This is a genomic window from Streptomyces sp. NPDC001219 (assembly GCF_053597915.1).
In genome coordinates, this window is the sequence record NZ_JBSFJF010000020.1 from 102,255 (window position 1) to 124,887 (window position 22,633).

22 protein-coding genes and 1 tRNA gene are annotated in these 22,633 nt (G+C 73.1%); 12 read left to right on the forward strand and 11 right to left on the reverse strand.

Annotated features, from left to right (window positions below):
- Positions 1-48: 48 nt before the first annotated feature.
- Positions 49-2,016 (forward strand): transglycosylase domain-containing protein, encoded by a 1,968-nt coding sequence (locus ACWC9R_RS15875; protein WP_450732014.1) that lies wholly within the window; start codon positions 49-51, stop codon positions 2,014-2,016.
- A gap of 44 nt (positions 2,017-2,060) precedes the next feature.
- On the opposite strand, the gene def is transcribed toward ACWC9R_RS15875, so the two are convergent.
- The 6 genes from def to ACWC9R_RS15905 form a co-directional block, all read right to left on the reverse strand.
- The gene (gene def / locus ACWC9R_RS15880) at positions 2,061-2,705 is read right to left on the reverse strand and encodes a peptide deformylase (RefSeq protein WP_450732016.1); all 645 of its coding nucleotides are present in this window, start codon (positions 2,703-2,705) and stop codon (positions 2,061-2,063) included.
- 67 nt (positions 2,706-2,772) lie between these two features.
- Complete coding sequence (locus ACWC9R_RS15885) at positions 2,773-3,759, reverse strand: tetratricopeptide repeat protein (protein WP_362604704.1); 987 nt, start codon at positions 3,757-3,759, stop codon at positions 2,773-2,775.
- Between the two features lie 427 nt (positions 3,760-4,186).
- Positions 4,187-5,434: an HD-GYP domain-containing protein gene (locus ACWC9R_RS15890; protein ID WP_450732055.1), complete on the reverse strand. Its 1,248-nt coding sequence runs from the start codon at positions 5,432-5,434 to the stop codon at positions 4,187-4,189.
- A gap of 110 nt (positions 5,435-5,544) precedes the next feature.
- On the reverse strand, positions 5,545-6,993 hold the full coding sequence (locus ACWC9R_RS15895) for an HD domain-containing phosphohydrolase (protein ID WP_450732018.1): 1,449 nt from the start codon (positions 6,991-6,993) through the stop codon (positions 5,545-5,547).
- Positions 6,994-7,177: 184 nt separating this feature from the next.
- Positions 7,178-7,570 (reverse strand): mycothiol system anti-sigma-R factor, encoded by a 393-nt coding sequence (gene rsrA, locus ACWC9R_RS15900; protein WP_450732020.1) that lies wholly within the window; start codon positions 7,568-7,570, stop codon positions 7,178-7,180.
- Positions 7,567-8,262, reverse strand: a complete 696-nt coding sequence (locus ACWC9R_RS15905) for a sigma-70 family RNA polymerase sigma factor (protein ID WP_362604788.1) — start codon at positions 8,260-8,262, stop codon at positions 7,567-7,569. Before ACWC9R_RS15905 ends, rsrA begins: the two co-directional genes overlap by 4 nt.
- A gap of 351 nt (positions 8,263-8,613) precedes the next feature.
- On the opposite strand from ACWC9R_RS15905, the gene ACWC9R_RS15910 reads away from it, so the two are divergent.
- A complete protein-coding gene (locus ACWC9R_RS15910; RefSeq protein WP_450732021.1) occupies positions 8,614-9,201 on the forward strand; it encodes a helix-turn-helix domain-containing protein in 588 nt (195 codons plus the stop codon).
- 116 nt (positions 9,202-9,317) lie between these two features.
- On the opposite strand, the gene ACWC9R_RS15915 is transcribed toward ACWC9R_RS15910, so the two are convergent.
- Positions 9,318-9,965: an alpha/beta hydrolase family protein gene (locus ACWC9R_RS15915; RefSeq protein ID WP_450732023.1), complete on the reverse strand. Its 648-nt coding sequence runs from the start codon at positions 9,963-9,965 to the stop codon at positions 9,318-9,320.
- Positions 9,966-10,023: 58 nt separating this feature from the next.
- Positions 10,024-10,857, reverse strand: a complete 834-nt coding sequence (locus ACWC9R_RS15920) for an SOS response-associated peptidase (protein WP_450732025.1) — start codon at positions 10,855-10,857, stop codon at positions 10,024-10,026.
- Positions 10,858-10,892: 35 nt separating this feature from the next.
- Here ACWC9R_RS15920 and ACWC9R_RS15925 point away from each other — a divergent pair, with 35 nt between their 5' ends.
- From ACWC9R_RS15925 to ACWC9R_RS15940, 4 genes are all read left to right on the forward strand, one after another.
- On the forward strand, positions 10,893-11,606 hold the full coding sequence (locus tag ACWC9R_RS15925) for a M50 family metallopeptidase (protein WP_450732027.1): 714 nt from the start codon (positions 10,893-10,895) through the stop codon (positions 11,604-11,606).
- Positions 11,607-11,771: 165 nt separating this feature from the next.
- A complete protein-coding gene (gene aroA / locus ACWC9R_RS15930) occupies positions 11,772-13,145 on the forward strand; it encodes a 3-phosphoshikimate 1-carboxyvinyltransferase (RefSeq protein WP_450732029.1) in 1,374 nt (457 codons plus the stop codon).
- A 14-nt stretch (positions 13,146-13,159) separates the two neighbouring features.
- Positions 13,160-14,167, forward strand: a complete 1,008-nt coding sequence (gene rsgA, locus ACWC9R_RS15935; RefSeq protein WP_450732030.1) for a ribosome small subunit-dependent GTPase A — start codon at positions 13,160-13,162, stop codon at positions 14,165-14,167.
- 196 nt (positions 14,168-14,363) lie between these two features.
- Positions 14,364-14,687 (forward strand): DMT family transporter, encoded by a 324-nt coding sequence (locus ACWC9R_RS15940; RefSeq protein WP_362604790.1) that lies wholly within the window; start codon positions 14,364-14,366, stop codon positions 14,685-14,687.
- Positions 14,688-14,744: 57 nt separating this feature from the next.
- Here the strand turns inward: ACWC9R_RS15940 and ACWC9R_RS15945 are convergent, their stop codons facing one another.
- The gene (locus ACWC9R_RS15945; RefSeq protein WP_450732031.1) at positions 14,745-15,473 is read right to left on the reverse strand and encodes a TetR/AcrR family transcriptional regulator; all 729 of its coding nucleotides are present in this window, start codon (positions 15,471-15,473) and stop codon (positions 14,745-14,747) included.
- A gap of 176 nt (positions 15,474-15,649) precedes the next feature.
- Between ACWC9R_RS15945 and hisN the strand changes: the two genes are divergently transcribed.
- Together hisN and ACWC9R_RS15955 are read left to right on the forward strand one after the other, a co-directional pair.
- A complete protein-coding gene (hisN, locus tag ACWC9R_RS15950) occupies positions 15,650-16,453 on the forward strand; it encodes a histidinol-phosphatase (RefSeq protein WP_423671773.1) in 804 nt (267 codons plus the stop codon).
- A gap of 150 nt (positions 16,454-16,603) precedes the next feature.
- Positions 16,604-17,005: a CBS domain-containing protein gene (locus ACWC9R_RS15955; RefSeq protein ID WP_362604792.1), complete on the forward strand. Its 402-nt coding sequence runs from the start codon at positions 16,604-16,606 to the stop codon at positions 17,003-17,005.
- Positions 17,006-17,160: 155 nt separating this feature from the next.
- Here ACWC9R_RS15955 and ACWC9R_RS15960 read toward each other — a convergent pair whose 3' ends face one another.
- Positions 17,161-18,624: a catalase gene (locus ACWC9R_RS15960; protein WP_450732033.1), complete on the reverse strand. Its 1,464-nt coding sequence runs from the start codon at positions 18,622-18,624 to the stop codon at positions 17,161-17,163.
- 160 nt (positions 18,625-18,784) lie between these two features.
- Here ACWC9R_RS15960 and ACWC9R_RS15965 point away from each other — a divergent pair, with 160 nt between their 5' ends.
- From ACWC9R_RS15965 to ACWC9R_RS15980, 4 genes are all read left to right on the forward strand, one after another.
- On the forward strand, positions 18,785-19,204 hold the full coding sequence (locus ACWC9R_RS15965) for a Fur family transcriptional regulator (protein ID WP_362604726.1): 420 nt from the start codon (positions 18,785-18,787) through the stop codon (positions 19,202-19,204).
- Positions 19,205-19,517: 313 nt separating this feature from the next.
- The gene (locus ACWC9R_RS15970) at positions 19,518-20,369 is read left to right on the forward strand and encodes an ABC transporter ATP-binding protein (RefSeq protein ID WP_450732035.1); all 852 of its coding nucleotides are present in this window, start codon (positions 19,518-19,520) and stop codon (positions 20,367-20,369) included.
- Complete coding sequence (locus ACWC9R_RS15975) at positions 20,366-21,247, forward strand: ABC transporter permease (protein ID WP_450732037.1); 882 nt, start codon at positions 20,366-20,368, stop codon at positions 21,245-21,247. The genes ACWC9R_RS15970 and ACWC9R_RS15975 overlap by 4 nt, the downstream gene beginning before the upstream one ends.
- A 47-nt stretch (positions 21,248-21,294) precedes the next feature.
- Positions 21,295-22,425, forward strand: coding sequence for an ABC transporter substrate-binding protein (locus ACWC9R_RS15980; RefSeq protein WP_450732039.1), 1,131 nt, complete (start codon positions 21,295-21,297; stop codon positions 22,423-22,425).
- Between the two features lie 49 nt (positions 22,426-22,474).
- Here the strand turns inward: ACWC9R_RS15980 and ACWC9R_RS15985 are convergent.
- A tRNA-Met gene (locus tag ACWC9R_RS15985) sits at positions 22,475-22,548 on the reverse strand.
- Between the last annotated feature and the right edge of the window lie 85 nt (positions 22,549-22,633).

The window sequence follows — 22,633 nt, forward strand, 5'->3', positions numbered from 1 at the left end:
TTCTGTTACCTCGGCAACCGCAGCCTGTGCCACCGGGTCTATCCGGGCATGAAGGGAACGAAGGGGCGTCGCCGGTTCCTCGACTATCCGCGGCAGGGGCGAGTCGGCCCGCGCCGCTGGCTGCCGTCATGGCGCCAGTGGCTCGGTGCCGTCTCGCTCTGTGTGCTCGCTCTGGCCGGGCTGTTCGCCGTGGTGTACGCGAAGATCGACGTGCCCGGCGAGAACGAACTGGCCGGCCAGGAAGCCACCGTCTACTACTGGGCGGACGGCAGCGAGATGGTGAGCGTCGGCGCCGTCAACCGGCAGAGCGTCACACTCGACAAGGTGCCCGACTCGGTGGAGAACGCCGTGATCGCGGCGGAGAACGCCACGTTCTACAGCGATTCCGGTGTCTCGTTCAAGGGCATCGGCCGCGCCCTGGTCAGCGCGGTCTCCGGCGGGGAGACCCAGGGCGGCTCGACCATCACCCAGCAGTATGTGAAGAACACCTATCTCTCGCAGGACCAGACGCTCACCCGCAAGGTGCGGGAATTCATCATCTCGCTGAAGGTGAGCAACCAGAAGACGAAGCACGACATTCTGCGCGGCTATCTCAACACCAGCTGGTTCGGGCGGGATTCGTACGGAATCCAGGCCGCCGCCCACGCGTATTACGGCGTGGACGCCGGAAGGCTGAACCCCAGTCAGGGAGCCCTGCTGGCCGCCGTGCTGAAGGGCTCGGAGCAGTACGACCCGGGGCTGAGCAAGGCCAATCACCAGCGGGCCGAGGACCGTTGGAAGTGGATTCTCGACCGGCAGGTCGCCACCGGGAAGATGAGCCGGCAGGAGCGGGCGAAGTACCGCACCTTCCCCGAGCCCCGGGAGCTGTCGAAACCCACCAGCCAGGCCGGGCAGACCGGCTATCTCGTCGATGTCGCCAACAAGTTCATCAAGGCCGGCACCGGGCTGACCGACAAGGACCTGGCGCTCGGCGGCTACCGCATTCACACCACGTTCGACAAACAGCGCACGCACCGCCTGGAAAAGGCCGTCAAGGACGTCCGCCGGGAGAACATCGATCCGAAACACCGCAGCGCCGACGCCTTCGTGCAGTTCGGTGCGGCTTCCGTGCGTCCCAAGGACGGCGCGATCGTCGCGGTGTACGGCGGCGCCGACGCCACCGAGCACTTCAGCAACAACGCGGACACCACGGCGGTCCCGGCCGGGTCCGCCTTCAAGCCGTTCGTGCTGGCGGCCGCGCTCCAGAAGCAGGTCTACGCCACCGACACCAAGGACGGCGAGGACGGCGGGACGTCCCCGGGCGACGGCCAGGAAGCCGGGGACGACACTCTGCGGGCGGCGCTGGTCAAGGGCCAGAGCGCGCCGTTCGTGCAGGCCGGGCCACGTATCGGGCTGGAGCGGATACGGGACGTCGCGGTGGACACGGGGATGCGCAAGGAGAGCATGGCGCAGCTGGAACAGACCTTCCCGCTGGGCACCTCGGCACCCAGCGCGATCCGGATGGCGAGCGCCTACACCACCTTCGCCAACGGCGGGCTGCACATCGAGCCGTACGCGGTGTCCCGGATGACCCACGACGGCAAGAAGGTGTCCGGGTTCGCCCGTCCCGAGCCCGAGCAGGTCCTCGACGCCGGGGTCGCCCAGGAGGTGACCTCCGCCCTCCACACGGTGGGCCGGCGCACGCTGGGCGGGCTGGACAAGGTGGCCCTGGACATGCCGGTGGCGGCCGGCCGCACGGAGCCGGACGACCGGATGAAGTCGGCATGGTTCATCGGCAGTCCGTGGGCCGCACCGGACCCCGGTCCGGTCACCGGCGGGGACGCCTGGAGCCGCGTCCGCCCCGACAGGGTGCCCGGCGCCGCGGACGGCAACGAGCCGACCACCGCCGTCACCATGTTCCGCAACAAGGCGGGCACCCCCGCCCTGCTGCCGATGCAGGGCGTGGGCGGTGCCAAGAGCGGGCTGGGGACGGCCCTCCCGCCGAAGGTCTGGCAGGCCTACCAGCACCCGTCCTGACACGGCCGGGCGCCCGGCGGTCGGCCGGGCGCCCGCGCCCCGTCTCAGTCGTTGGCGACGACGGGGTAGCGGGGCTCCCGCTCGGCCATCTGCTTCAGCGCGTCCTTGCGGTCCCGCTTGCTGAGCCGGTCGATGTAGAGGTAGCCGTAGAGGTGATCGGTCTCGTGCTGGAGGCAGCGGGCGAAGTAGCCGGTACCCCGGACCGCGATCGGCTCGCCCTTGGCGTCCTGGCCGCGGACCACGGCGTAGTCGGGGCGGGCCAGCTCGGCGTAGGCGCCGGGCACGGACAGGCAGCCCTCGTTGGAGTCGTCGAGAATCCGGCGCTCGGCGGGCAGCTCGTCCAGGACCGGGTTGCAGACCGCGCCGACGTGCCGGACGCCCTCGTCGTCCAGGCAGTCGTAGACGAAGACCTTCAGGTCCACACCGATCTGGTTGGCGGCCAGGCCCACGCCCTCGGCGGTGCGCTGGCTGGCGAACATGTCGTCGATGAGCTGCGCGAGCTCGTCGTCGAACGCCGTGACGTCCTTGCACTCCTTGTGGAGCACCGGATTGCCGACGACCGTGATGGGCCGCGAGGCGCCGCGCTCACGGTGGGCGGTCTCCCGCTCCTCGGCCTCCGTGACGTCGTCGACGAACTCCTCGTCCACGCGCCGGTCACCGTCTTGATCAAACACAGGCTGCTGGGCCATCTCCGCCGTACGCCTTCCTGAAAACCCTGATAGTCGCCCTACAGCCTACGGGGACGCGGCGGGCCCCTCAGCAGACCTCTTCAAGATCCCGCCATTCCCGGGTGTCCGGGCTGTCCGCGACCCAGCCGTCCAGCAGACCGCGCACCAGGGCGGACGGCGCCGCGATCCCGCACTCGCGCTCCGGCACCCACAGCGAACCGGAGCCCGCGGTGCGGTGGCCGAGCGGTCCGGGGTGGCCGGGCTCACTGTGGTCGTGCGGGTCGAGGTGCTCGCCCTCGCCCTCGTCGCTGGGCATCCGGCTCTCCGAGCACGTACGGCACAGCAGCCGCACGGAGGAGGACCAGTCCTCGGCGGCGAAGCCCGCGTCGGCCGCCAGCCGCTCCAGGGCGTCCCGGTCGGCCTCCGTGGCGGCCTCCAGGAGCACCACCCAGGTCGGGACCGGGGAGGGCGCCCACAGCTCGATCTCGTCGAAGACCGGGTACGAGGGGCCCGCCGCGGTGGTCCGCTCGCCGTGCGGGACGCCGTCGTGCAGCACCACCTCACCCCAGCGCCGCCCGGAGGACGGCAGCGGGATCGACAGCACCTCGATACGGGCCGGGTCCAGCCGGCGGCCCCAGACGACCTCGGCCTCGCCCTCGGGGGAGAGCCGCACCGCGGCGCTGCCGAGGGCCATACCGAGCGGTTCGCCGGACGGGGACCCGCCGCTGGGGACCTTGAGGCCGTACGCCTGCCAGGCGCGGCGGGCCAGCGGCCAGTCCTGGAGGGCGGTGGCGGCGATGCCGACGTTCCACCAGTCGGGCGCCCCGGCCTCGCGGTCCAGCAGCGCGACCGCGCGCAGCCCGGCGGCCCGTGCCTGCTCCCAGTCGTGCCGGAACTTGTGCAGCAGGGCGAGGTTGAACCAGGACTCCGAGAGCCACGGCTCCATGTCGGCGGCGCGGGTCAGCAGCGCTCCCGCGTCCTCGTAACGGCCGTCGCCGATCAGCGTGAAAGCGCGGTCGGTCGCCTGGCGCCACGAGGCGGAGGGCCGGTGCCGTACCTTGCCGAAGATCCTCACGATTCCCGCCTGCTGGTTGCTCTTGATGCCGCTCCGGAGGTGTCCCGAGAGGCGTCCGGGGCCTTCTGGGGGGCCTACTCGACAACCTGCCACAGATTGCCGCCGGGCTCAGCCCGGTTTGCCGCCCCCTGCGGCTCCTTGCCCTGTGCCGACCCCCTGAATCCCCTGAGAGGGACTCCCTTCGCATCCAACCATGCCCATCTCGGAGGCCGCTCATTACCCATGGGTTCCCTCACGTACGGGGCCGTGCGGAGGCTCAACGACGGGGGTGTGACGGCTGGGGCGGATGGGGCGCGGGTGGAACGCCGCCGGGAGCCCGGCATCCGCCCGCCATCCCCCTTTACCGCCTTAACGGACATAAGCGACCGCAAGGGCACGGCGGGCGAGGCAGCGCGGACACGGCCCCGTCCGCTCGGTGTCGGCCGCCTCACACGGCGCCGCCACCGCAGGCCAGCACCCTGGCCAGTGCCTCGACGACCCGGGGCTCGTGGTCGTGCGCGGTGGACAGCCGCAGCCGCTCCAGGGCGCGCAGCGGGCCGCCCGGCCCCGCGGACTCCCCCGCCAGGTCGTCGTAGGCGTTGACGGTGCGCACGATACGGGCCGTGACCGGCTGCTCGCGGTACGGATCGGCCTGCCGCTCGACGATCACCGCGACCTCGGCGGGAACACCGGTCTGCCGGACCACGGCGCCGCCCAAGAGCGCGATCCGGCGCTGCTGGGCGGGCGGCAGCGGCGCGGTCGCCCCGTCCGGCACCGGGTCCAGCAGCGAGAGCTGGCCGATGTCGTGCATCAGCGCGGCGTATTCGAGGACGTCCAGCTCCGGTGCGTTCAGGCCGAGTTCACGGCCCACGGCGCGGCTGAGCGCGGCCACCCGGCGGGCATGGCCGTGCGGGGTGTAGCCGGCGATCTCGGTGGAGCGGGCCAGCGAGGCGATGGTCTGGCGGTAGGTGGCGCGGACGGCCGCGAACCGGCGGACGGCGCACTGGGTCAGCAGCAGCGGCAGACAGAGCACCGGCAGCGCCCAGAGCCCGGCGACCGCGGTGCCCAGCGAGATGACCACCCCGGTGGCGCAGACCGCCGAGCCGATGCCGGGCAGCGCCCGCAACTCGTCGCGCAGCAGCGGCCCGTACGGCCAGCCCGTACGGGCCCGGACGAGCGCGGCCACCAGGACCGCGTCACACAGCGCGGTCAGCGCGAGCAGGGCGATCAGGACGAACGGGTAGACCGGCCCGGAGGCGCCCCAGGAGCCCAACGTCCCGGTGTTGTAGAGGGGCTGGAAGCAGGTGGCGGCGAAGCCGGTGGTCAGCACCCGGCGGGCGAGGCGGTCGAGCGCGGGTCCCTGGCCGCGCGCGAGCCGCGGGACCAGGCCGACCAGCCCGGCCGCCAGGACCACGGCCACGGTCTGCGGGACGCCATGGGTGGTCGGCTGTCCGCCGGCCTCGCCGAGCAGGGCGTACGCGAGGGCGCCGGCCGCGCCGAGCGGGGCGCCTTCCCGCGCCCCCGGCACCCGCGCGCCCCCGGCCGCGGGGGCGGGGCCCCGGCCCACCAGTTCGCCGACCGTGATCAGCACCCCGAAGGCCAGCGCGAGCCCCGGCTCGGCCAGGCCGTCCCACAGCGTCCGCCCCAGAGACCAGGCCGCCAGCGCGCCGGCCGGGACGTGGACCGCGGCGACCACCCCGCGGCCGCACCGGCCCGGCGGCGCGGTGGGCGGGGCGCCGTCCCCGCGCGCCTCCGCCGCGCGGCGCCCGGCCGGCCGGCCGCGCCGGGGCTCCTGTGCGGCGCCGCTCACCGTGTGCCGTCCCGCCCGGCCCGTTCCGGATGCGGCGCGGGGGGCACCCGTACGGGCTCCACCGGCGCGGGCAGCCCGTCCGCGGCATCCGCCGGCGGGACGTCCCCCGGGCCGGGCCGCCCCGCACCGGGCTCCGGGCCCGCCGTCGTCACCAGGTCCGGCTGCCAGCCGTGGCGGTCCAGGGAGGCCGCCAGCGCGCGGACCATCCGGGGGTCGAACTGCGCGCCGGCGCACTTGCGCAGCTCCGCGACGGCCACCGGCACCGGCCGGGCCCGGCGGTAGGAACGGGTCGAGGTCATCGCGTCGAAGGCGTCGGCGACCGCCACCACCCGTGCGACCTCCGGGATGTGATGGCCCCTCAGTCCGTAGGGGTAGCCGCGGCCGTCCAGCCGCTCGTGGTGGTGCAGGATCGCCGCCCGCGCCTCCTCCAGGAAGCCGATGCCGCGCACGATCTCGTGTCCGTACTCGGGGTGCAGCTCGATGACCCGGCGTTCCTCCGGCGTCAGCGGGCCGTCCTTGCGCAACAGCCGGGTGGGGACGCCGAGTTTGCCGACGTCGTGCAGGATGCCGGCGAACCGCAGCGCCTCCATCCGGTCCTCCGGCAGGCCCAGCTCCCGGGCGATCATCACCGAGGCGCGCCCCACCCGCTCGCTGTGGCCGCGGGTGTAGCGGTCCTTGATGTCCACGGCCTGGACGAGGGCGCGGATGGTGGCCTGGTGGGCGGCGCGTTCCCGGTGGTACTGGGTGAAGACCCAGCAGGACAGGTACATCGGCAGCAGCACCAGCAGCGCCGCCGGCGGCCCGTACGGACTCCGCCACAGGACCGCCATCATCAGCCCGGCCAGGCCGTGCACCAGGTGCGGGCCCAGCGAGCGGGTCAGCAGCCCGCGCCAGGCGGTGCGTACGGGGTGCCGCTCGGCGGTGGCCAGCACCCCGCCGTCGAGTGCCGCGAGCACCGCGCAGAAGGCGGCCGCGGCCACCACGGCGGGCAGCAGCAGGAGGGGGAACCGCGGTGCGGACAGCGGGTGGGGGCCGAGCGCCCGGAACACCTCGGCGGCCGCGCAGCAGGCCAGCGCCAGCTCGGCGGCGTGCCAGAGCCTGCGGGCGGCGGCACAGCGCGGCGCGGCCGGGGCGATCAGCGCACCGGGGACGGCGGCCAGCGCGGCCAGCGGCGGCGGCAGCAGGAAGACCCCGGCGAGCAGGACGGGGCTGGCCCAGCCGGCGGGGAAGCCGCCTGACGCTCCGGGAACCGTGCCGTCCGGGGCCCGGCCGCCCGGCGGCGGGCTGCGGCGCAGCTGTTCGCACAGTCCGTACAGGAGGGCCAGGGCGAGGGCACTGCTCCAGGGGGCGTCGGCGCCCAGTCCCACGGCGGGTGCGGCACACAGCGCCGCGGCCAGTGCGGCGCAGCCGATATAGCCCCGTGCGGCCGCCGGAAGTCCTCGCATCGCGCCCTCCTCGCCCTGCCCACCGCTCCCCCGGGCTCGTGCGGAGCCGGGGACCCCCGTCGCACCGCATCGGCAGTGCGCTCGGGTCGGTGAGAATAGAGGCGCGGGGACGCCGGGGAAGGCGGATCAGCGGATCGGGCGGGACGAGCGCCCCAGCCCTCACCCCTTGGGGTGATGTGCCGCGTTATTCGGCCCGTGCGGCCTCGGTACGTGCATCGGTGGCGCCGGCCGGACCGGTCGCCTCCGCCGCGGCATCCGACTGCTCGCGCTCGGCCTGTTCCCTGGTGGCCTGTTCGAGCACGCTCACCTCGGGGACGGTCTCCCCGGCCCGGATGAGCTCGATCCGGCCCATCACCTTGGAGCGCAGATCGCTGGGGACGTCGTCATGGCCGCAGCAGCGCTTGACGAGCTTCTTGACGGCCTGCTCCAGGCCGTACTTCTCCAGGCACGGCGAGCACTCGTCGAGATGCACCTGGAAGTCTGCGCACTCCCCGGCGGGCATCTCCCGGTCGAGATACTCGTAGAGGTGGTCAAGGACCTCTGAGCAGTCCTTCTCGTGCGGCTCTCCGCAGCTCATGATCCCGAGCCTTTCCGGTCGTGCGCGTCCGACGTCTGCGCGGCCTCCGGGTCACCGGCCGCCGCCCCCGCCGGGACCAGCCCGCGGTCACGGGCGTAATCCTCCAGCATGCCCCGCAGTTGGCGCCGGCCGCGGTGCAGACGGGACATCACCGTGCCGATGGGTGTCCCCATGATGTCCGCGATCTCCTTGTACGCAAAGCCCTCCACGTCCGCCAGGTAGACCGCGATGCGGAATTCCTCGGGGATCGCCTGGAGCGCGGCCTTCACGTCGGAGTCGGGGAGGTGGTCGAGCGCCTGTGACTCGGCGGAACGCAGCCCGGTCGACATGTGCGACTCGGCGCGCGCCAGCTGCCAGTCCTCGATCTCCTCGGCGGCGCTGCGCTGGGGCTCACGCTGCTTCTTGCGGTAGGAGTTGATGAAGGTGTTCGTGAGGATGCGGTAGAGCCACGCCTTGAGGTTGGTGCCCTCCCGGAACTGGTGGAAGGACGCGTACGCCTTGGCGTACGTCTCCTGCACCAGGTCCTCCGCGTCAGCCGGATTGCGCGTCATGCGCAGCGCGGCGGAGTACATCTGGTCCAGGAAGGTGAGCGCGTCCCGCTCGAAGCGTGCGTTGCGCTCGACGGCGCTCTCCTGGGCCTTGTTCTCAGCCGTGCCGTCGGTCCCTGCGTCGGTACCGGTGACCGGACCCACCTCCTCCAACACCGTCCCGGGTCCGGATGCGGACCCACCCGATTCGGAGAATAGACGACGATCCGGTGCGGCCGCCGCTCCAGCCAGGGCGGGCTGCGTGACCTGCATCTGCGACCACGGCAGGTCGGCGGCCGGGCGGGCCGGGCAAGCGATTCCCATGCGGCGGACTCCCATTCCTCGTGCTTCACCGGACGTACTCGGGCGGTACGTATGGCACAACAGCCGCGCCCGCCACGGCATTCCCGGCGCACTGTCAAGGTTTCGGACGGAATTCCGGCCGGCGGTGCGGCGGCCTCCCCGGTCCACCCCCGAGGGCTTGACAAAGCCGCTTGCCGCTTCAGCAATAGAAGGGTGGACGACACCGCGTACGAGCGTGTACTCGCGGAGGTGGGCCCGCGACTGCGGCGGATGCGCCAGGACCGCGGGGTGACACTGACCGCGCTCTCCGAGGCGACCGGCATCTCGGTCAGCACCCTGTCGCGCCTGGAGTCCGGCGGCCGCAAGGCCACCCTCGAACTGCTGCTGCCGCTGGCGCAGGCCCATCAGGTACCGCTGGACCAGCTGGTGGGGGCGCCGGAGGTCGGTGATCCGCGGGTGCGGGCGGCGCCGATCCGGATGGGCGACAGGACGGCGGTTCCGCTGACCCGCCAGCCGGGCGCGCTCCAGGCGTTCAAGCTGATCCTGGACCCGGTCGGCGGCCCCCGCGAGCAGCGCACGCACGAGGGCTACGAGTGGCTGTACGTGCTGTCCGGGCGGCTGCTGCTCCTGCTCGCCGACCGCGAGGTGGAGCTGCGGGCCGGGGAGGCGGCGGAGTTCGACACCCGGCTGCCGCACTGGTTCGGGCCCGCGGGCGACGAGCCCGTGGAGCTGCTGAGCCTCTTCGGCAGACAGGGCGAGCGGATGCACGTCCGGGCCCGCCCGCGTGGCCAGGGCGACTGAGCCGGCCGGGATCGCGGCGCGGGTGGTCCCGGCCCGGTACCCGCCGGACGGCACGCCGGTCCACGGGTTCCGGGCCCGCCCGGCCGCGCGGCCGCCGCCCCGGCCGCCCCGGTCCGTCAGCCGAACATCCCGTCCAGCCAGTCCGCCACCGCGTCCGTGAGGACGGCCATCGACTCCGCCTCGTCCACGCCCGCCTTCTTCGGCACCGCGAAACCGTGATCGCCGTGCGCCACCTCGGTGATCTCCGTCCCCGCCGGGAACTCCGCCGGGCGGCCGAACGGATCGCGCCCGCCCTGGACGACCAGCGTCGGCACCCCGGCGCCGGTCAGCTCGTCCGCCCGGGACTTCTCCGGGCGGCCCGGCGGGTGCAGCGGGAAGCTCAGCGCCACCACGGCCCGCGCGCCCAGCTCGCGCGCGGTACGGCAGGCCACCCGGGCCCCGGCGCTCCGGCCGCCGGCGACCACCGGCAGCCCCGGCTTCTCCAGCGCCGGCCACAGCGCCGTCCAGCCGGTGTCCAGGGTCTTCGGCGCGGGCGCCACCTTCTTGCCGGCCACCCGCCACGGCTGCTCGACCAGCGCCACGGAGTAGCCGCGGTCCGGCAGCGCGGCCGCCAGGGCCCGCAGGTCACGCGCCTCGATACCGCCGCCGGCGCCATGGCTCAGGGCCACCACGGCCCGTGCCGGCCGCGCCGCGCGGTACCAGGTGATCCGGGCGTCGCCCGCCGGTGTCCCGACCGTCTCGGTCTCTTTCGCCGCAGTGCTCATACGCCCATCCTGCCCGCGCCGCACCGGGAAGCGCGGCGCCGCGGTCCGGCGCGGCGGCTCAGAACAGCGTGCCCACCTCGGGCCCGTCGAGCTCGGTGACCAGCTCGGGCCCGTTGTTGCGGACGTTGCTGACGCCGGTCGGGACGGGGTGGGCGCGCAGCAGCCCGGCCGGGGGCGGGGTCAGCAGCTCGCGCACCGCGTCCGGGTCGGTACGGGCCGGGTCGAGCCAGGCGTCCCAGCGGTCCTGCGTCAGCACCAGCGGCATCCGGGGGTGGATGTCGGCCAGCGCCTGCGGCCCGCTGCCGCCGTCCGCCCCGGCCAGCGGGGTGGTCTCGGCCTCGGTGGTGACCACGGTGCAGGTCACCCACCAGGCCAGCGGGTGGTCGCCGGGCAGCGTCCGGTCCCGCCAGAACTCGTACAGCCCGGCCATCGCCATCACGGAGCCGTCCGCGGGCGTCACGAAGTACGGCTGCTTCCGGGGCCGCTTCTTCTTGCCCTGCTCCTCCAGCTGCCGCTCCGCGGCGTCGGTGACCCACTCGAAATAGCCGTCGCCGGGCAGCAGGCACCGACGGGTCGCGAAGGCCTGCCGGAACGACGGCTTCTCGTGCACCGTCTCGGACCGCGCATTGATCATCTTCGCGGCGCCCTCGGGTGATTTCGACCACGAGGGGACCAGGCCCCACTTCAGCGCCCGCAGCTGGCGCACCGGACCGCCCGGCGGAAAGGTCTCGGCCGCCGCGCCCTTGAGGGGACGTTCGAGCACCACGTGCACCGGGTCCGTCGGGGCCACGTTCCAGTTGGGCGCCAGGGTCTCCGCCGGCTCCCACTGCCGCACGCCGAAGAGCCCCACCAGTTCCTCGGGGCGACGACTCGCTGCATACCTACCGCACATGCATGCCACACTGCCATGCCACACGAAGGGGAGACATGGACACCGACCACCTCACGGACATATGGAGCCGCGTGTTCGGGACCCAGCCCGATCCCTCGGTCTGGCTGGTGATCGCCACGGCGGTGCTGGCGCTGGGCGCGGTCGTCCCGCGCACCCCCTGGCGGCTGTCGCGGAACGCCGTCACCATCGCGCACGAGGGCGGGCACGGGCTGATCGCGCTGCTCACCGGCCGCCGTCTGGACGGCATCCGGCTGCACTCCGACACCTCGGGTCTGACCGTCTCACGCGGCAAGCCGACCGGTCTGGGCATGGTGCTGACCGCGGCGGCCGGCTACATCACGCCATCCCTGCTCGGTCTGGCCGGCGCCGCGCTGCTCGCCGCGGGGCACATCACCGCGCTGCTGTGGGGCGCCACCGCACTGCTCCTGGCGATGCTCGTCATGATCCGTAACGCCTACGGCGTGCTCACGGTCGTGCTGACCGGCGCCGCGTTCGTGCTGGTCTCCTGGCTGACGACGCCGGACGTGCAGGCGGCGTTCGCGTATCTGGTGGTGTGGTTCCTGCTGCTGGGCGGGGTGCGGCCGCCGTTCGAGCTCCAGGGGAAGCGGCGGCGCGGAGGGGCCGTGGACTCCGATCCGGACCAGCTGGCGCGGCTGACGCACGTCCCGGCGTTCGTCTGGCTCGGCCTCTTCCACGTGGTGACGCTGTGCTCCCTGATCGGCGGCGGGCGCTGGCTGCTCGGTGTCTGACGTCAACCGCCCCGCGCCGTAGGCCGGTTCGCGCGCGGGCCCGGCCGGTGCTCCCGCCGCGCGGGCGGTTCCGGCACGTGAGCGCCCTGACCGTGCCGTGTTTCCCCGGGCTTACGCCGCTTTTGATCAAGATCGGCACCCTTGCTCAGCCATTAAAGTAAGGGCATGACCGAGAGCCCCGCACATCCCGCCCTGTGGCCCGCCCCCCTCGCCTCCGGGGCCGTCGATGCAACCGTCACCGTGCCCGGCTCCAAATCGGTCACCAACCGCGGTCTGGTCCTGGCCGCCCTCTCCGCCGAGCCCGGCTGGCTGCGCCGGCCGCTGCGCTCCCGTGACACGCTCCTGATGGCCGAGGCGCTGCGCACCCTGGGCGTCGGCATCGAGGAGACCGCGTCCTCCAGCTCCGCCGGTTCCGCGGACGCCGCCGGGCAGGGCGGCGGCGGGGAGGCCTGGCGGGTGATCCCGGCGGGGCTGCACGGCCCGGCCACCATCGACGTCGGCAACGCCGGAACGGTCATGCGCTTCCTGCCGCCGGTCGCCGCCCTCGCCGACGGCCCGATCCGCTTCGACGGCGACCCGCGCTCCTACGAACGCCCGCTCGGCGGGGTGATCGACGCGCTGCGCGCCCTGGGCGCCCGGATCGACGACGACAGCCGCGGCGCGCTGCCCATGACGGTCTTCGGCAGCGGCGGCCTGGACGGCGGCCGGGTCGAGATCGACGCGTCCTCCTCCTCCCAGTTCGTCAGCGCGCTGCTGCTGTCCGCGCCGCGCTTCAACCAGGGCGTCGAGGTACGGCACGTGGGCGCGGCGCTGCCCTCCATGCCGCACATCCGGATGACCGTCGACATGCTGCGCAGCGTCGGCGCGCAGGTGGACACCCCGGAGGCGGGCGGCGAGCCCAACGTCTGGCGGGTCACCCCGGGCGCACTGCTCGGCCGCGACCTGGTGGTCGAGCCGGACCTGTCCAACGCCCAGCCGTTCCTGGCCGCGGCGCTGGTCACCGGCGGCCGGGTCACCATCCCGGACTGGCCCGAGCACACCACCCAGCCCGGTGACGCGCTGCGCGAGATCTTCACCACCATGGGCGGCTCCTGCGAGCTGACCGACCGCGGGCTGACCTTCACCGGCAGCGGCCGTATCCACGGCATCGACGTCGACCTGAGCGAGGTCGGCGAGCTGACCCCCGGCATCGCCGCGGTCGCCGCGCTGGCCGACTCCCCCTCCACGCTGCGCGGGGTGGCGCACCTCCGGCTGCACGAGACCGACCGGCTGGCCGCGCTCACCAAGGAGCTCAACGAGCTCGGCGGCGACGTCACCGAGACCGCGGACGGTCTGCACATCCGGCCGCGCCCGCTGCACGGCGGGGTCTTCCACACCTACGAGGACCACCGGCTGGCCACCGCCGCTGCGGTCATCGGCCTGGCCGTCGAGGGCGTGGAGGTGGAGAACGTCGCCACCACCGCCAAGACGCTGCCGGACTTCCCGGCGATGTGGTCGGACATGCTCGACCCGGCGGCCGTGTCCGCCCGGAGAGGCTGAGGGCTGACGCCGCCATGCGCCGTTACGGAAAGAACCCCGACGAGGACGACATCCGCGTCCGCCCCAACCCCAAGGGCAACCGCCCCCGCACCAACATCCGCCCCAAGCACGAGGACGCCGGCGAGGGCCTGGTCCTGACCGTCGACCGGGGCCGGCTGACCTGCCTCATCGAGGGCCGTACGGTCACCGCGATGAAGGCCCGCGAACTGGGCCGCAAGAGCGCGGTGGTCGGCGACCGGGTCGCCGTCGTGGGCGATCTGACCGGCGCCAAGGACACCCTCGCCCGGATCGTCCGGGTCGAGCCGCGCTCCTCGACACTGCGCCGTACGGCCGACGACGACGACCCGTTCGAGCGGGTCGTCGTCGCCAACGCCGACCAGCTCGCGATCGTCACCGCGCTCGCCGACCCCGAGCCGCGCCCCCGGCTCATCGACCGCTGCCTGGTGGCCGCCTACGACGCGGGCCTCGACCCGCTGCTGGTGCTCACCAAGTCCGATCTGGCGTCCGCGGACACGCTGCTGGAGTCCTACGGCGCGCTCGGCGTCCCCTACCTCGTCACCAACCGCGACGAACTCGCCGACGGCAGCGCCGCCGAGCACATCCGGGCCTCGCTCACGGGCCGTATGACGGCCTTCGTCGGGCACTCCGGCGTCGGCAAGACCACCCTGGTCAACGCCCTGGTCCCGGAGCGCCGCCGGGCCACCGGGCACGTCAACGCGGTCACCGGCCGCGGGCGGCACACCACCACCTCCGCCCTGGCGCTGCCGCTGCCCGACGACTCGGGCTGGGTCATCGACACCCCCGGCGTCCGGTCCTTCGGGCTGCACCACGTCGACCCGTCCCGGGTCATCAACGCCTTCCCTGACCTGCAGCCGGGCACCGCGGACTGCCCGCGCGCGTGCAGCCACGACGAACCGGACTGCGCGCTGGACGCATGGGTCACCGACGGCCACGCCGATCCGGCCCGCCTCTACTCCCTGCGCCGCCTCCTGGCCACCCGGGAACGACGCGAGGGCGACTGATCGCCGAAGTTTGCCCCCACCCCTCCGAGGTAAAGGCATAATCACACCAAGGTCGGCGCAGCGGTCCATCACGCCCTGATCGCCCGGAAGGGGCCTTAGGGAGTGATTCTGACGCCCCGTCGTCGCTCACCCGGGACAGGCCCCGGGGTCTGTCCGCCGGACAGGCCCTGGCTGACGGAGGCAATGGGACATGGCGATGGCGTGGCTGCTGGTCGTGGTGGCGGGGATTCTGGAGACCGGCTTCGCGGTCTGCCTCAAGCTCTCGCACGGCTTCACCCGCCTCTTCCCCACCATCGCGTTCGCGGCCTTCGCCCTCGGCAGCTTCGGCCTGCTGACGCTGGCGCTGCGCCGGCTCGACGTCGGCCCGGCGTACGCGGTGTGGACCGGCATCGGTGCGGCCGGTACCGCGATCTACGGCATGGTCTTCCTCGGCGACGTGGTCTCCACCCTGAAACTCGTCTCCATCACGATGGTGATCGTCGGGGTGGTCGGACTCCAGCTGTCGGGTTCGGCGCACTGACCCGGCCCCCCGCGCACCGACCCGCCGGCCATTCACCCCCGCCTCCGTGACAGCCCGTCAGCGGCACTGCCCCGGCGGCACACCGCCCGGCATCCGGGCGAAGGCACCCCGTACGAGCCGGGACACCGCCTCGGCCTCCAGCTCCCGGCGCGACCGGGCCGGGACGCGCCCCGGGGCCGGCGCCGCCCCGGGCGTCACCGGCGCGACGACACAGGCCAGGGTCAGCCGCGCCGCGGTCTCGCAGGCGGTGCACAGGGCGGGCAGCTGCTCCTCGGGCCAGTCGGACTCCAGCGCCGCGACCGCCTGAGCGCAGAACCGGCCGACGAGTTCGGCTGGCCCCGGCAGCGGCCCGTTGCCCCGCGGCGCGGCCCGCGGCGCGGGGATGCCGGGCCGGGCAGCCGGGGGCGGCGCGGCCTCGGCGGCCGCCGAAGGGGCCGGCAGCCGGTCGTTCCAGCAGCCGGTCAGTGCGGCCCTGACCAGGGGGTTGGCGCGCGCGGTCCGCAGTGTCCAGGCGGCCGCGGCCGCCACCCGGCCCGCCGCGTCACCCCGGGCACCGGCGGCCGTGGACCTCGGGTCCAGCGCCCGCGCGACCCCGGCGAGGTAGTTGTCGGTCTCCCGGCGGACCAGGGCGCGGGCCAGCCCCTCCTTGCTGCCGAACTCGTTGTACAGCGTCTGCCGGGACACCCCGGCCGCGGCCGCGACATCGACCATCCGCACGGCCGGCCAGGCCCGTTCGGTCAGCGCCGTGTAGGCCGCGTCCAGCAGGGATTCACGCGCTGCGGGCATCCGTCGCCTCCCCGGCCGCCGGCCCCGGGTGACCGGTGTGGGCACAGAATTGACGCACCGCCAGATACTGTCAAGGGCCGCCGCAGCGGGGCCGCACCGGCGGCGCGCGGACCGCCACACGCCGGGCGGCGCACGGCCGTGTGACTCCGGCGTATACCAATGGATACTGTTCGCACATGCCCGACTATCACGATGATCTTCGTCTCGGCCATGTGCTCGCGGACGCCGCGGACGCCGCCACCATGGAGCGCTTCAAGGCACTCGACCTCAAGGTCGAGACCAAACCGGACATGACGCCGGTGAGTGAGGCGGACAAGGCCGCCGAGGAGCTGATCCGCGGCCAGCTCCAGCGGGCCCGGCCACGGGACGCGGTGCTCGGCGAGGAGTTCGGCAGCGAGGGCGCGGGGCCGCGCCGCTGGATCATCGACCCGATCGACGGCACGAAGAACTACGTCCGCGGGGTGCCGGTCTGGGCGACGCTGATCGCACTGATGGAGCGCGGGGAGGGCGGCGACCGCCCGGTGGTCGGCATCGTCTCGGCACCGGCGCTCAACCGCCGCTGGTGGGCCGCCGACGGTCTGGGGGCCTTCACGGGCCGCAGCCTGACCTCCGCGACCCGGCTGCAGGTCTCCCAGGTCGGCCGCATCCAGGACGCCTCGTTCGCGTACTCGTCGCTGACCGGCTGGGAGGAGCGCGGCAAGCTGCCCGGTTTCCTCGACCTGAGCCGGGACTGCTGGCGCACCCGGGGCTACGGCGACTTCTGGCCGTACATGATGATCGCCGAGGGTTCGGTGGACATCTGCGCGGAGCCGGAGCTGTCACTGTGGGACATGGCGGCCTGCGCGGTGGTGGTGAAGGAGGCCGGCGGGCAGTTCACCGGACTGGACGGCAAGCCGGGCCCGCACAGCGGCAACGCGGCGGCCTCGAACGGCCTGCTGCACGAGGACCTGCTCGGCTACCTCGGCGACTCCCCGCACTGACCTGCGGCGGAGCCCACCCTCGGACAAGCGTCCAACAGTTCCCCCTTGTTGCATCGGCGGAGGCATGTGAACATGAGAATCCCCCACTTTGTGAACTTGTGAATTCCTTCGCAAGCACATTCACCAAGGAGGTGGCTCCACTCCATGCCCATGTACGTCAAAGACGCCATGAGCACGGTGGTCCTCACCATCGGGCCCGCTCACACCCTCCGCCAGGCGGCTCAGCTGATGGCGGCCCGCCGCATCGGCGCGGCCGTGGTCCTCGACAACGACAACAGCGGCATCGGCATCCTCACCGAGCGCGACATCCTCAACTCCCTCGGCGCGGGTGAGAACCCCGACCGGGAGACCGCCCAGACCCACACCACCCCGGACGTGGTCTTCGCCGCTCCGGACTGGACCCTGGCCGACGCCGCGGACGCGATGGTGCGCGGCGGCTTCCGCCACCTGATCGTGCTCAACGACCAGGAACCGGTCGGCGTGGTGTCCGTACGCGACATCATCCGCTGCTGGTCCCCCGCCACGGAACGAGCCCGCGCCGTGCCCGCCTGAGCCGGAGCACCCCGACACCACACACGGAGAGGCCGGAGCCCCATGGCATCCGGCCTCTCCGCTTGTTACGGCAAGCGACAATTGAGCAACCCCCACGGCGCGCAACCACCTCCGCGAAAGCGGCGGCGACTTAGCCGCAAGAGGGGGCCGCCCCCTCAGCCGCGCAGGGCCTGGACCGCGGCGTCGAGCCGCTTGCCGTAGTCCGCGTCCGCCTTGCGGAAGTTCTCGATCGCCCGCTGGGCGATGTCGTCGCGGGAGACCTGGGAGATGAAGCCCGCCAGGTTGTTGATCAGGCGCTCCTTCTCGTCCTCGGCCATCAGCCGGTAGAGGGTGCCGGCCTGGACGAAGTCGTCGTCCTCCGCGTGCGAGGGCGCGACGTGCTCGCCGGTGGGGCCGGTCACGGTGGCCGGCTGCCACAGGGGGCGGCCGGTCTCGTCCGGACCGCCGAAGCTGTTGGGCTCGTAGTTCTTCCGGCCGGCGTGACGGCCGTCGTAGAGCACACCGTCCCGGCCGTGGGTGCGCGCCTCGGTGGCGTGCGGGCGGTTCACCGGCAGGTGGTCGGCGTTGATGCCGACGCGGTAGCGGTGGGCGTCGCCGTACGCGAAGAGGCGGCCCTGCAGCATCTTGTCGGGGGACGGGCCGATGCCCGGCACGAAGTGGTGCGGGGAGAAGATCGACTGCTCGACCTCGGCGAAGACGTTCTGCGGGTTGCGGTTGAGCTCCAGCTTGCCGATCTCGATCGGCGGGTAGTCCTCGTGCGGCCAGACCTTGGTGAGGTCGAACGGGTTGAAGCGGTACTGCGCCGCGTCGGCCGCGGGCATGATCTGCACCTGCACCGTCCAGGTCGGGAACTCACCCCGCTCGATGGCCGTGCGCAGGTCGCGCTGGTGGCTGTCGGGGTCCTCACCGGCGAGCTTGTTGGCCTCGTCCTGGGTGAGGTTCCGGATGCCCTGGTCGGTCTTGAAGTGGTACTTGACCCAGAAGACCTCGCCGGCCTCGTTGTTCCACTGGAAGGTGTGCGAGCCGTAGCCGTTCATGTGGCGGTACGAGGCGGGGATGCCGCGGTCACCGAAGAGCCAAGTGACCTGGTGGGTGGCCTCGGGCGACAGCCCCCAGAAGTCCCAGACGTTGTCCGCCTCCTGGGAGCCGGTGTAGGGGTCGCGCTTCTGGGTGTGGATGAAGTCCGGGAACTTGATGGCGTCCTTGATGAAGAACACCGGGGTGTTGTTGCCGACGAGGTCGTAGTTGCCCTCCTCGGTGTAGAACTTCAGCGCGAAACCACGCGGGTCACGCACCGCGTCGGCCGCGCCGAGGTTGCCCGCGACCGTCGAGAAGCGCAGGAAGGTCTCGGTCTGCTTGCCGACCTCGGAGAGGAAGTTCGCGCGGGTGTACTCGGTCACATCGGCGGTCACCGTGAAGGTGCCGTACGCACCGGCGCCGCGGGCGTGCACGATGCGCTCCGGGATGCGCTCACGGTTGAAGTGCGCGAGCTTCTCGATCAGGAGCTGGTCCTGGATGAGGCCGGGTCCGCCGATGCCGGCCGTCTCGCTGTTCTGGTTGTCCCCCACCGGGGCACCGGACTCCGTGGTCAGCGGTCCAGCGGTGCTCTCTACCGACACGTGCGCCTCCTGAAAAGTCTTCTCCACCTGCCCTTGGCTTGCGCCGGTCACGATCCTACATTGGACAATGTCTAAGTCAAGAAGGGGGCGAAACTCGTACCTGATCCGGTGATGGACGACCGCTGCTACCCTGGCTCTATCTGACTGATAGGTGAATGGCATGAGTGACCTGCTTGAACGGCTCCGGGGACGCGGCTGGCGGCTGACCGCGCAGCGACGCGTCGTCGCCGAGGTCCTCGACGGGGACCACGTCCACTACACCGCCGACGAAGTGCACGCACGGGCCTCCGCCCGGCTCCCCGAGATCTCCCGCGCGACGGTCTACAACACCCTGGGTGAGCTGGTGTCGCTCGGCGAGGTGATCGAGGTGAGCACCGACGGCCGGGCCAAGCGCTACGACCCCAACGCCCACCACGACCACCAGCACCTGGTCTGCTCCCGGTGCGGCACGATCCGGGACGTCCACCTCCAGGGCGACCCGCTGTCCGCGCTGCCCGAGCCGGAGCGCTACGGCTTCCAGGTCTCCGAGGTCACCGTGACCTACCGGGGCATCTGCCCCAACTGCAGCGCCCCGTCCTGACGCCACGGGGAGCCGGCCTCTCTTCCGGCCACTCCCCCGCGTCACGTCGTACGCCCCACCGAGCCCGCGCCCGTCCGGCCGCGGGCTCCTTCGCGCGCCCGCACGCCCCCTCGCCCCGGCTTCCGTCACCACACCCCCACGCCTGTACACCCCCACGCCTGCACACACCGCACACGCATGCCCGCACACCCCTTGCCTGAATCTGACGGACCGTCATATCGTCGGCGGGCCGCGCTTTCCGGCCACCGGACCCACCGGCCCCGGGGCCCCGCTCCACGGCGGCACCCTGTCCGCACTCCGCAAGGAGCACCCCGTGGGAGAGCCGCCCCCGTCCTCCGCAGCGCACCGCACCGCCGACGGCCCGGACGCCCCGCCGGCCCTGCGCGCCCGCGCGCTGACCCGCTCGTTCGGCCGCGGCGGCAAGACGCTGACCGCGCTCGGCCCGCTCGACGCCGCTGTCGCGCCGGGCGAATGCGTCTGTGTCGTCGGCCCCTCCGGCTGCGGGAAGTCGACCCTGCTGCGCATCGCCGCCGGGCTGCTGCGCCCCACCGGAGGCGAGCTGGAACTCCGGGTGAGCGCCGGCCGCCCGGCCGCGATGATCTTCCAGGACTACGGCATCTACGACTGGAAGACGGTGCTGGGCAATGTCCGCTTCGGCCTCGACCTCCAGCGCGTGCCCCGTAAGGAGGCCGACGCACGGGCCCGCTCCTGGCTCGCCCGGATGGGACTCGCCGACTTCGCCGCCGCCTACCCGGCCACGCTCTCCGGCGGTATGCGCCAGCGGGTCGCCCTCGCCCGCGCCCTCGCCGTGGAGCCCGGCATCCTGCTGATGGACGAGCCGTTCGCGGCCCTCGACGCCCAGCTGCGCACCGTCCTCCAGGACGAGCTTCTCGCCCTCACCCAGACCACCCGCACCACCACCCTCTTCATCACCCACAGCCTCGACGAGGCCCTGGTGCTCGGCGACCGGGTCCTGGTGATGTCCGCCCGGCCCGGCCGGATCATCGCCGAACGCCGCCCGCCGTTCGGCCGCCCGCGCACCGGAGAGGTCCGCGCCACCCCCGAATTCACCGCCCTGAAGGCCGAGTTGTGGCAGCTGCTGCGGGACGAGGTGGACCGGAACGGCCCGGCGCGCCGCACCGCCGAGGGGGCCGTCCCCGCATGACCGCCCTCCAGCCCCGGCCCGGCCACGAGGGCGGCCCGCCCGACCGCCTCCTCGTCCGCCGCCCCGGCCCCCGGGAACTGCGCCCCGCACGCACCCACCGCCGCCGGCGCACCCTGGAACTCTCGCTGGCCGTCGCCGTTCCACTGCTGCTCGTGCTGCTGTGGCAGCTGGCCGCCGACCGGTCCTGGCTCGACGCCCGTATCTATCCCGCGCCGTCGACGATCCTGGCCGACGGCTGGGAACGGGCCCTGGCCGGTGAGCTGTGGCCGGACGTGTGGGCCACGCTCCGGCGCGTCCTGGCCGGCTACGCCGCCGGGACCGTCACCGGCTACCTGCTGGGCCTCCTGATGGGCTCGCTGTCCCTCGTACGGGCCGCCCTCGAACCCCTCCTGGACGCCCTGTACGTGGTCCCCAAGCTGGCCCTGTTGCCGGTCTTCCTCAACATGTTCGGGCTCGGCGAGGGCCCGCAGGTCGCGCTCGTCGCCGCCACCGTCTTCTTCTTCGTCTGGATCTCGACCATGGCGGCGGTGCTGGCCATCCCCTCCGGCCACCGCGACGCGGGCCAGGTCTTCGGCGCGGGCCCCTGGCAGATGTTCCGGCACGTCCTGCTGCCCGCGTCGCTGCCCGCCGTCCTGGTGGGGGCCCGGATCGCGGCGGGCGTGGCCGTCCTGGTCATCGTCGCCTCGGAACAGATCGCCGCCACCGACGGCCTCGGGCACCTGATCTTCGACTCCCGCGCCCTGTTCCAGAACGACGTGATGTTCGTCGGCATCGTCTGTGTGGCCGTCCTCGGGGTGCTCTTCTCCGAACTGGTGCGGCTGGCCGGGCGCTTCCTCACCCCGTGGGCTCCCCGCGACCGCGGCCGCCCCCACAGCTGATCCCGCACCGCCCCGTCCGACCGGACGCCGCCCCGTACGGAGGTCCCATGCGCTTCCGCACCACCACTGCCGCGCTGATCGGCGCACTCGCCCTCGGCGCGGGCTGCGCGGCCCCCGAGAGCCGGCCCGCCGATGCCCGCCCCCGCACCATCGAGCCGGTGGCGGGCTGCGGTACGGCCTCCTGGACCGACCCCGCCGGCCTCGCCCCGGACCGCGCCCCGGCCCGCTGCGACAAGGGCGCCCCGGCCCCGCGCCCGCTCAGGAAGCCCCGCACGCTCACGGTCGCCACCGGCACCCTCAGCGCCGAGTACGTGGCTCCGCTGCGCCTGGCCCTGGCCCGTGGGGAGTTCAGGAAGGAGGGCCTGGACGTCCGGCTGAAGGTCCTGCCCACCCCGGAGGCGCTGCCCCTGCTGGCCAAGGGCGAACTGGACGCCCTCTGGGCGGCCCCGGAGGCCGCCGTCGTCAACGGCGTCAACGGCGGCTTCGACCTCCGCTGGGTGGCCGGCAACTTCTCCCCCGGCCCGAAGTCCAAGAGCGGCCTGTGGGTACGCCTGAAGAGCGGGGAACGCGCCGCCACGGTCCCGCTGACGGGCACGAAACTGGGCACCATGATCGGCAAAGGCTCCGTGATCATGTACCCGATGACCAGGGCCTTCGCCGATCACGGCGCCCGGCTGGACTCCGTCGCCTTCCAGCAGCTCGGCTCCGCCGACGTCCTGACCGCCCTCACCGGCGGCGGCGTGGACTCCGCCTGGCTGCTCGACCCGGTCTGGCGGCGGGTCGACGGTGACCGGAGGTACGCCTTCCTCGGCGGCCAGCCCCGGGGCGAGCCGCTCGGCGGCGCCCTCTACGGCCCGGCGCTGCTCCAGCAGGACCCGGACGCCGGCGTCGCCTTCCTGCGCGCCTACATCCGCACGCTCAACACCTACTTCGCCGGCGACTACAAGGCCGACCGGTCCTTCGTCGCCGAACTCGCCGAGCTGCTGGACGTCGACCCGGAGATCCTGGCCTCGGTGCCCTCTCTCCGGATGGACTGGGAGATCAGAAAGGGCACCGTGGACCGGCTCCAGAAGGCCTACCGCGCCGCCGGCGTCACCAAGGGGGCACCGCTGCCGGAGGACCGGCTCGTCGACCGCGGCATGTACGCGGAGGCGGTCGGCCACCGGCTCCGCAGATAAGCACGACGAAGGCCCGGATTCCCATGGAATCCGGGCCTTCGTCTTTCAGTAGCGGGGACAGGATTTGAACCTGCGACCTCTGGGTTATGAGCCCAGCGAGCTACCGAGCTGCTCCACCCCGCGCCGTTGTGTTCCACACTCTAACCCCGGCCCGACGACCAGCGCAAATCCCTTCCGCGGGCCCCGGAACCGGGCCGCCGGCCCCGGT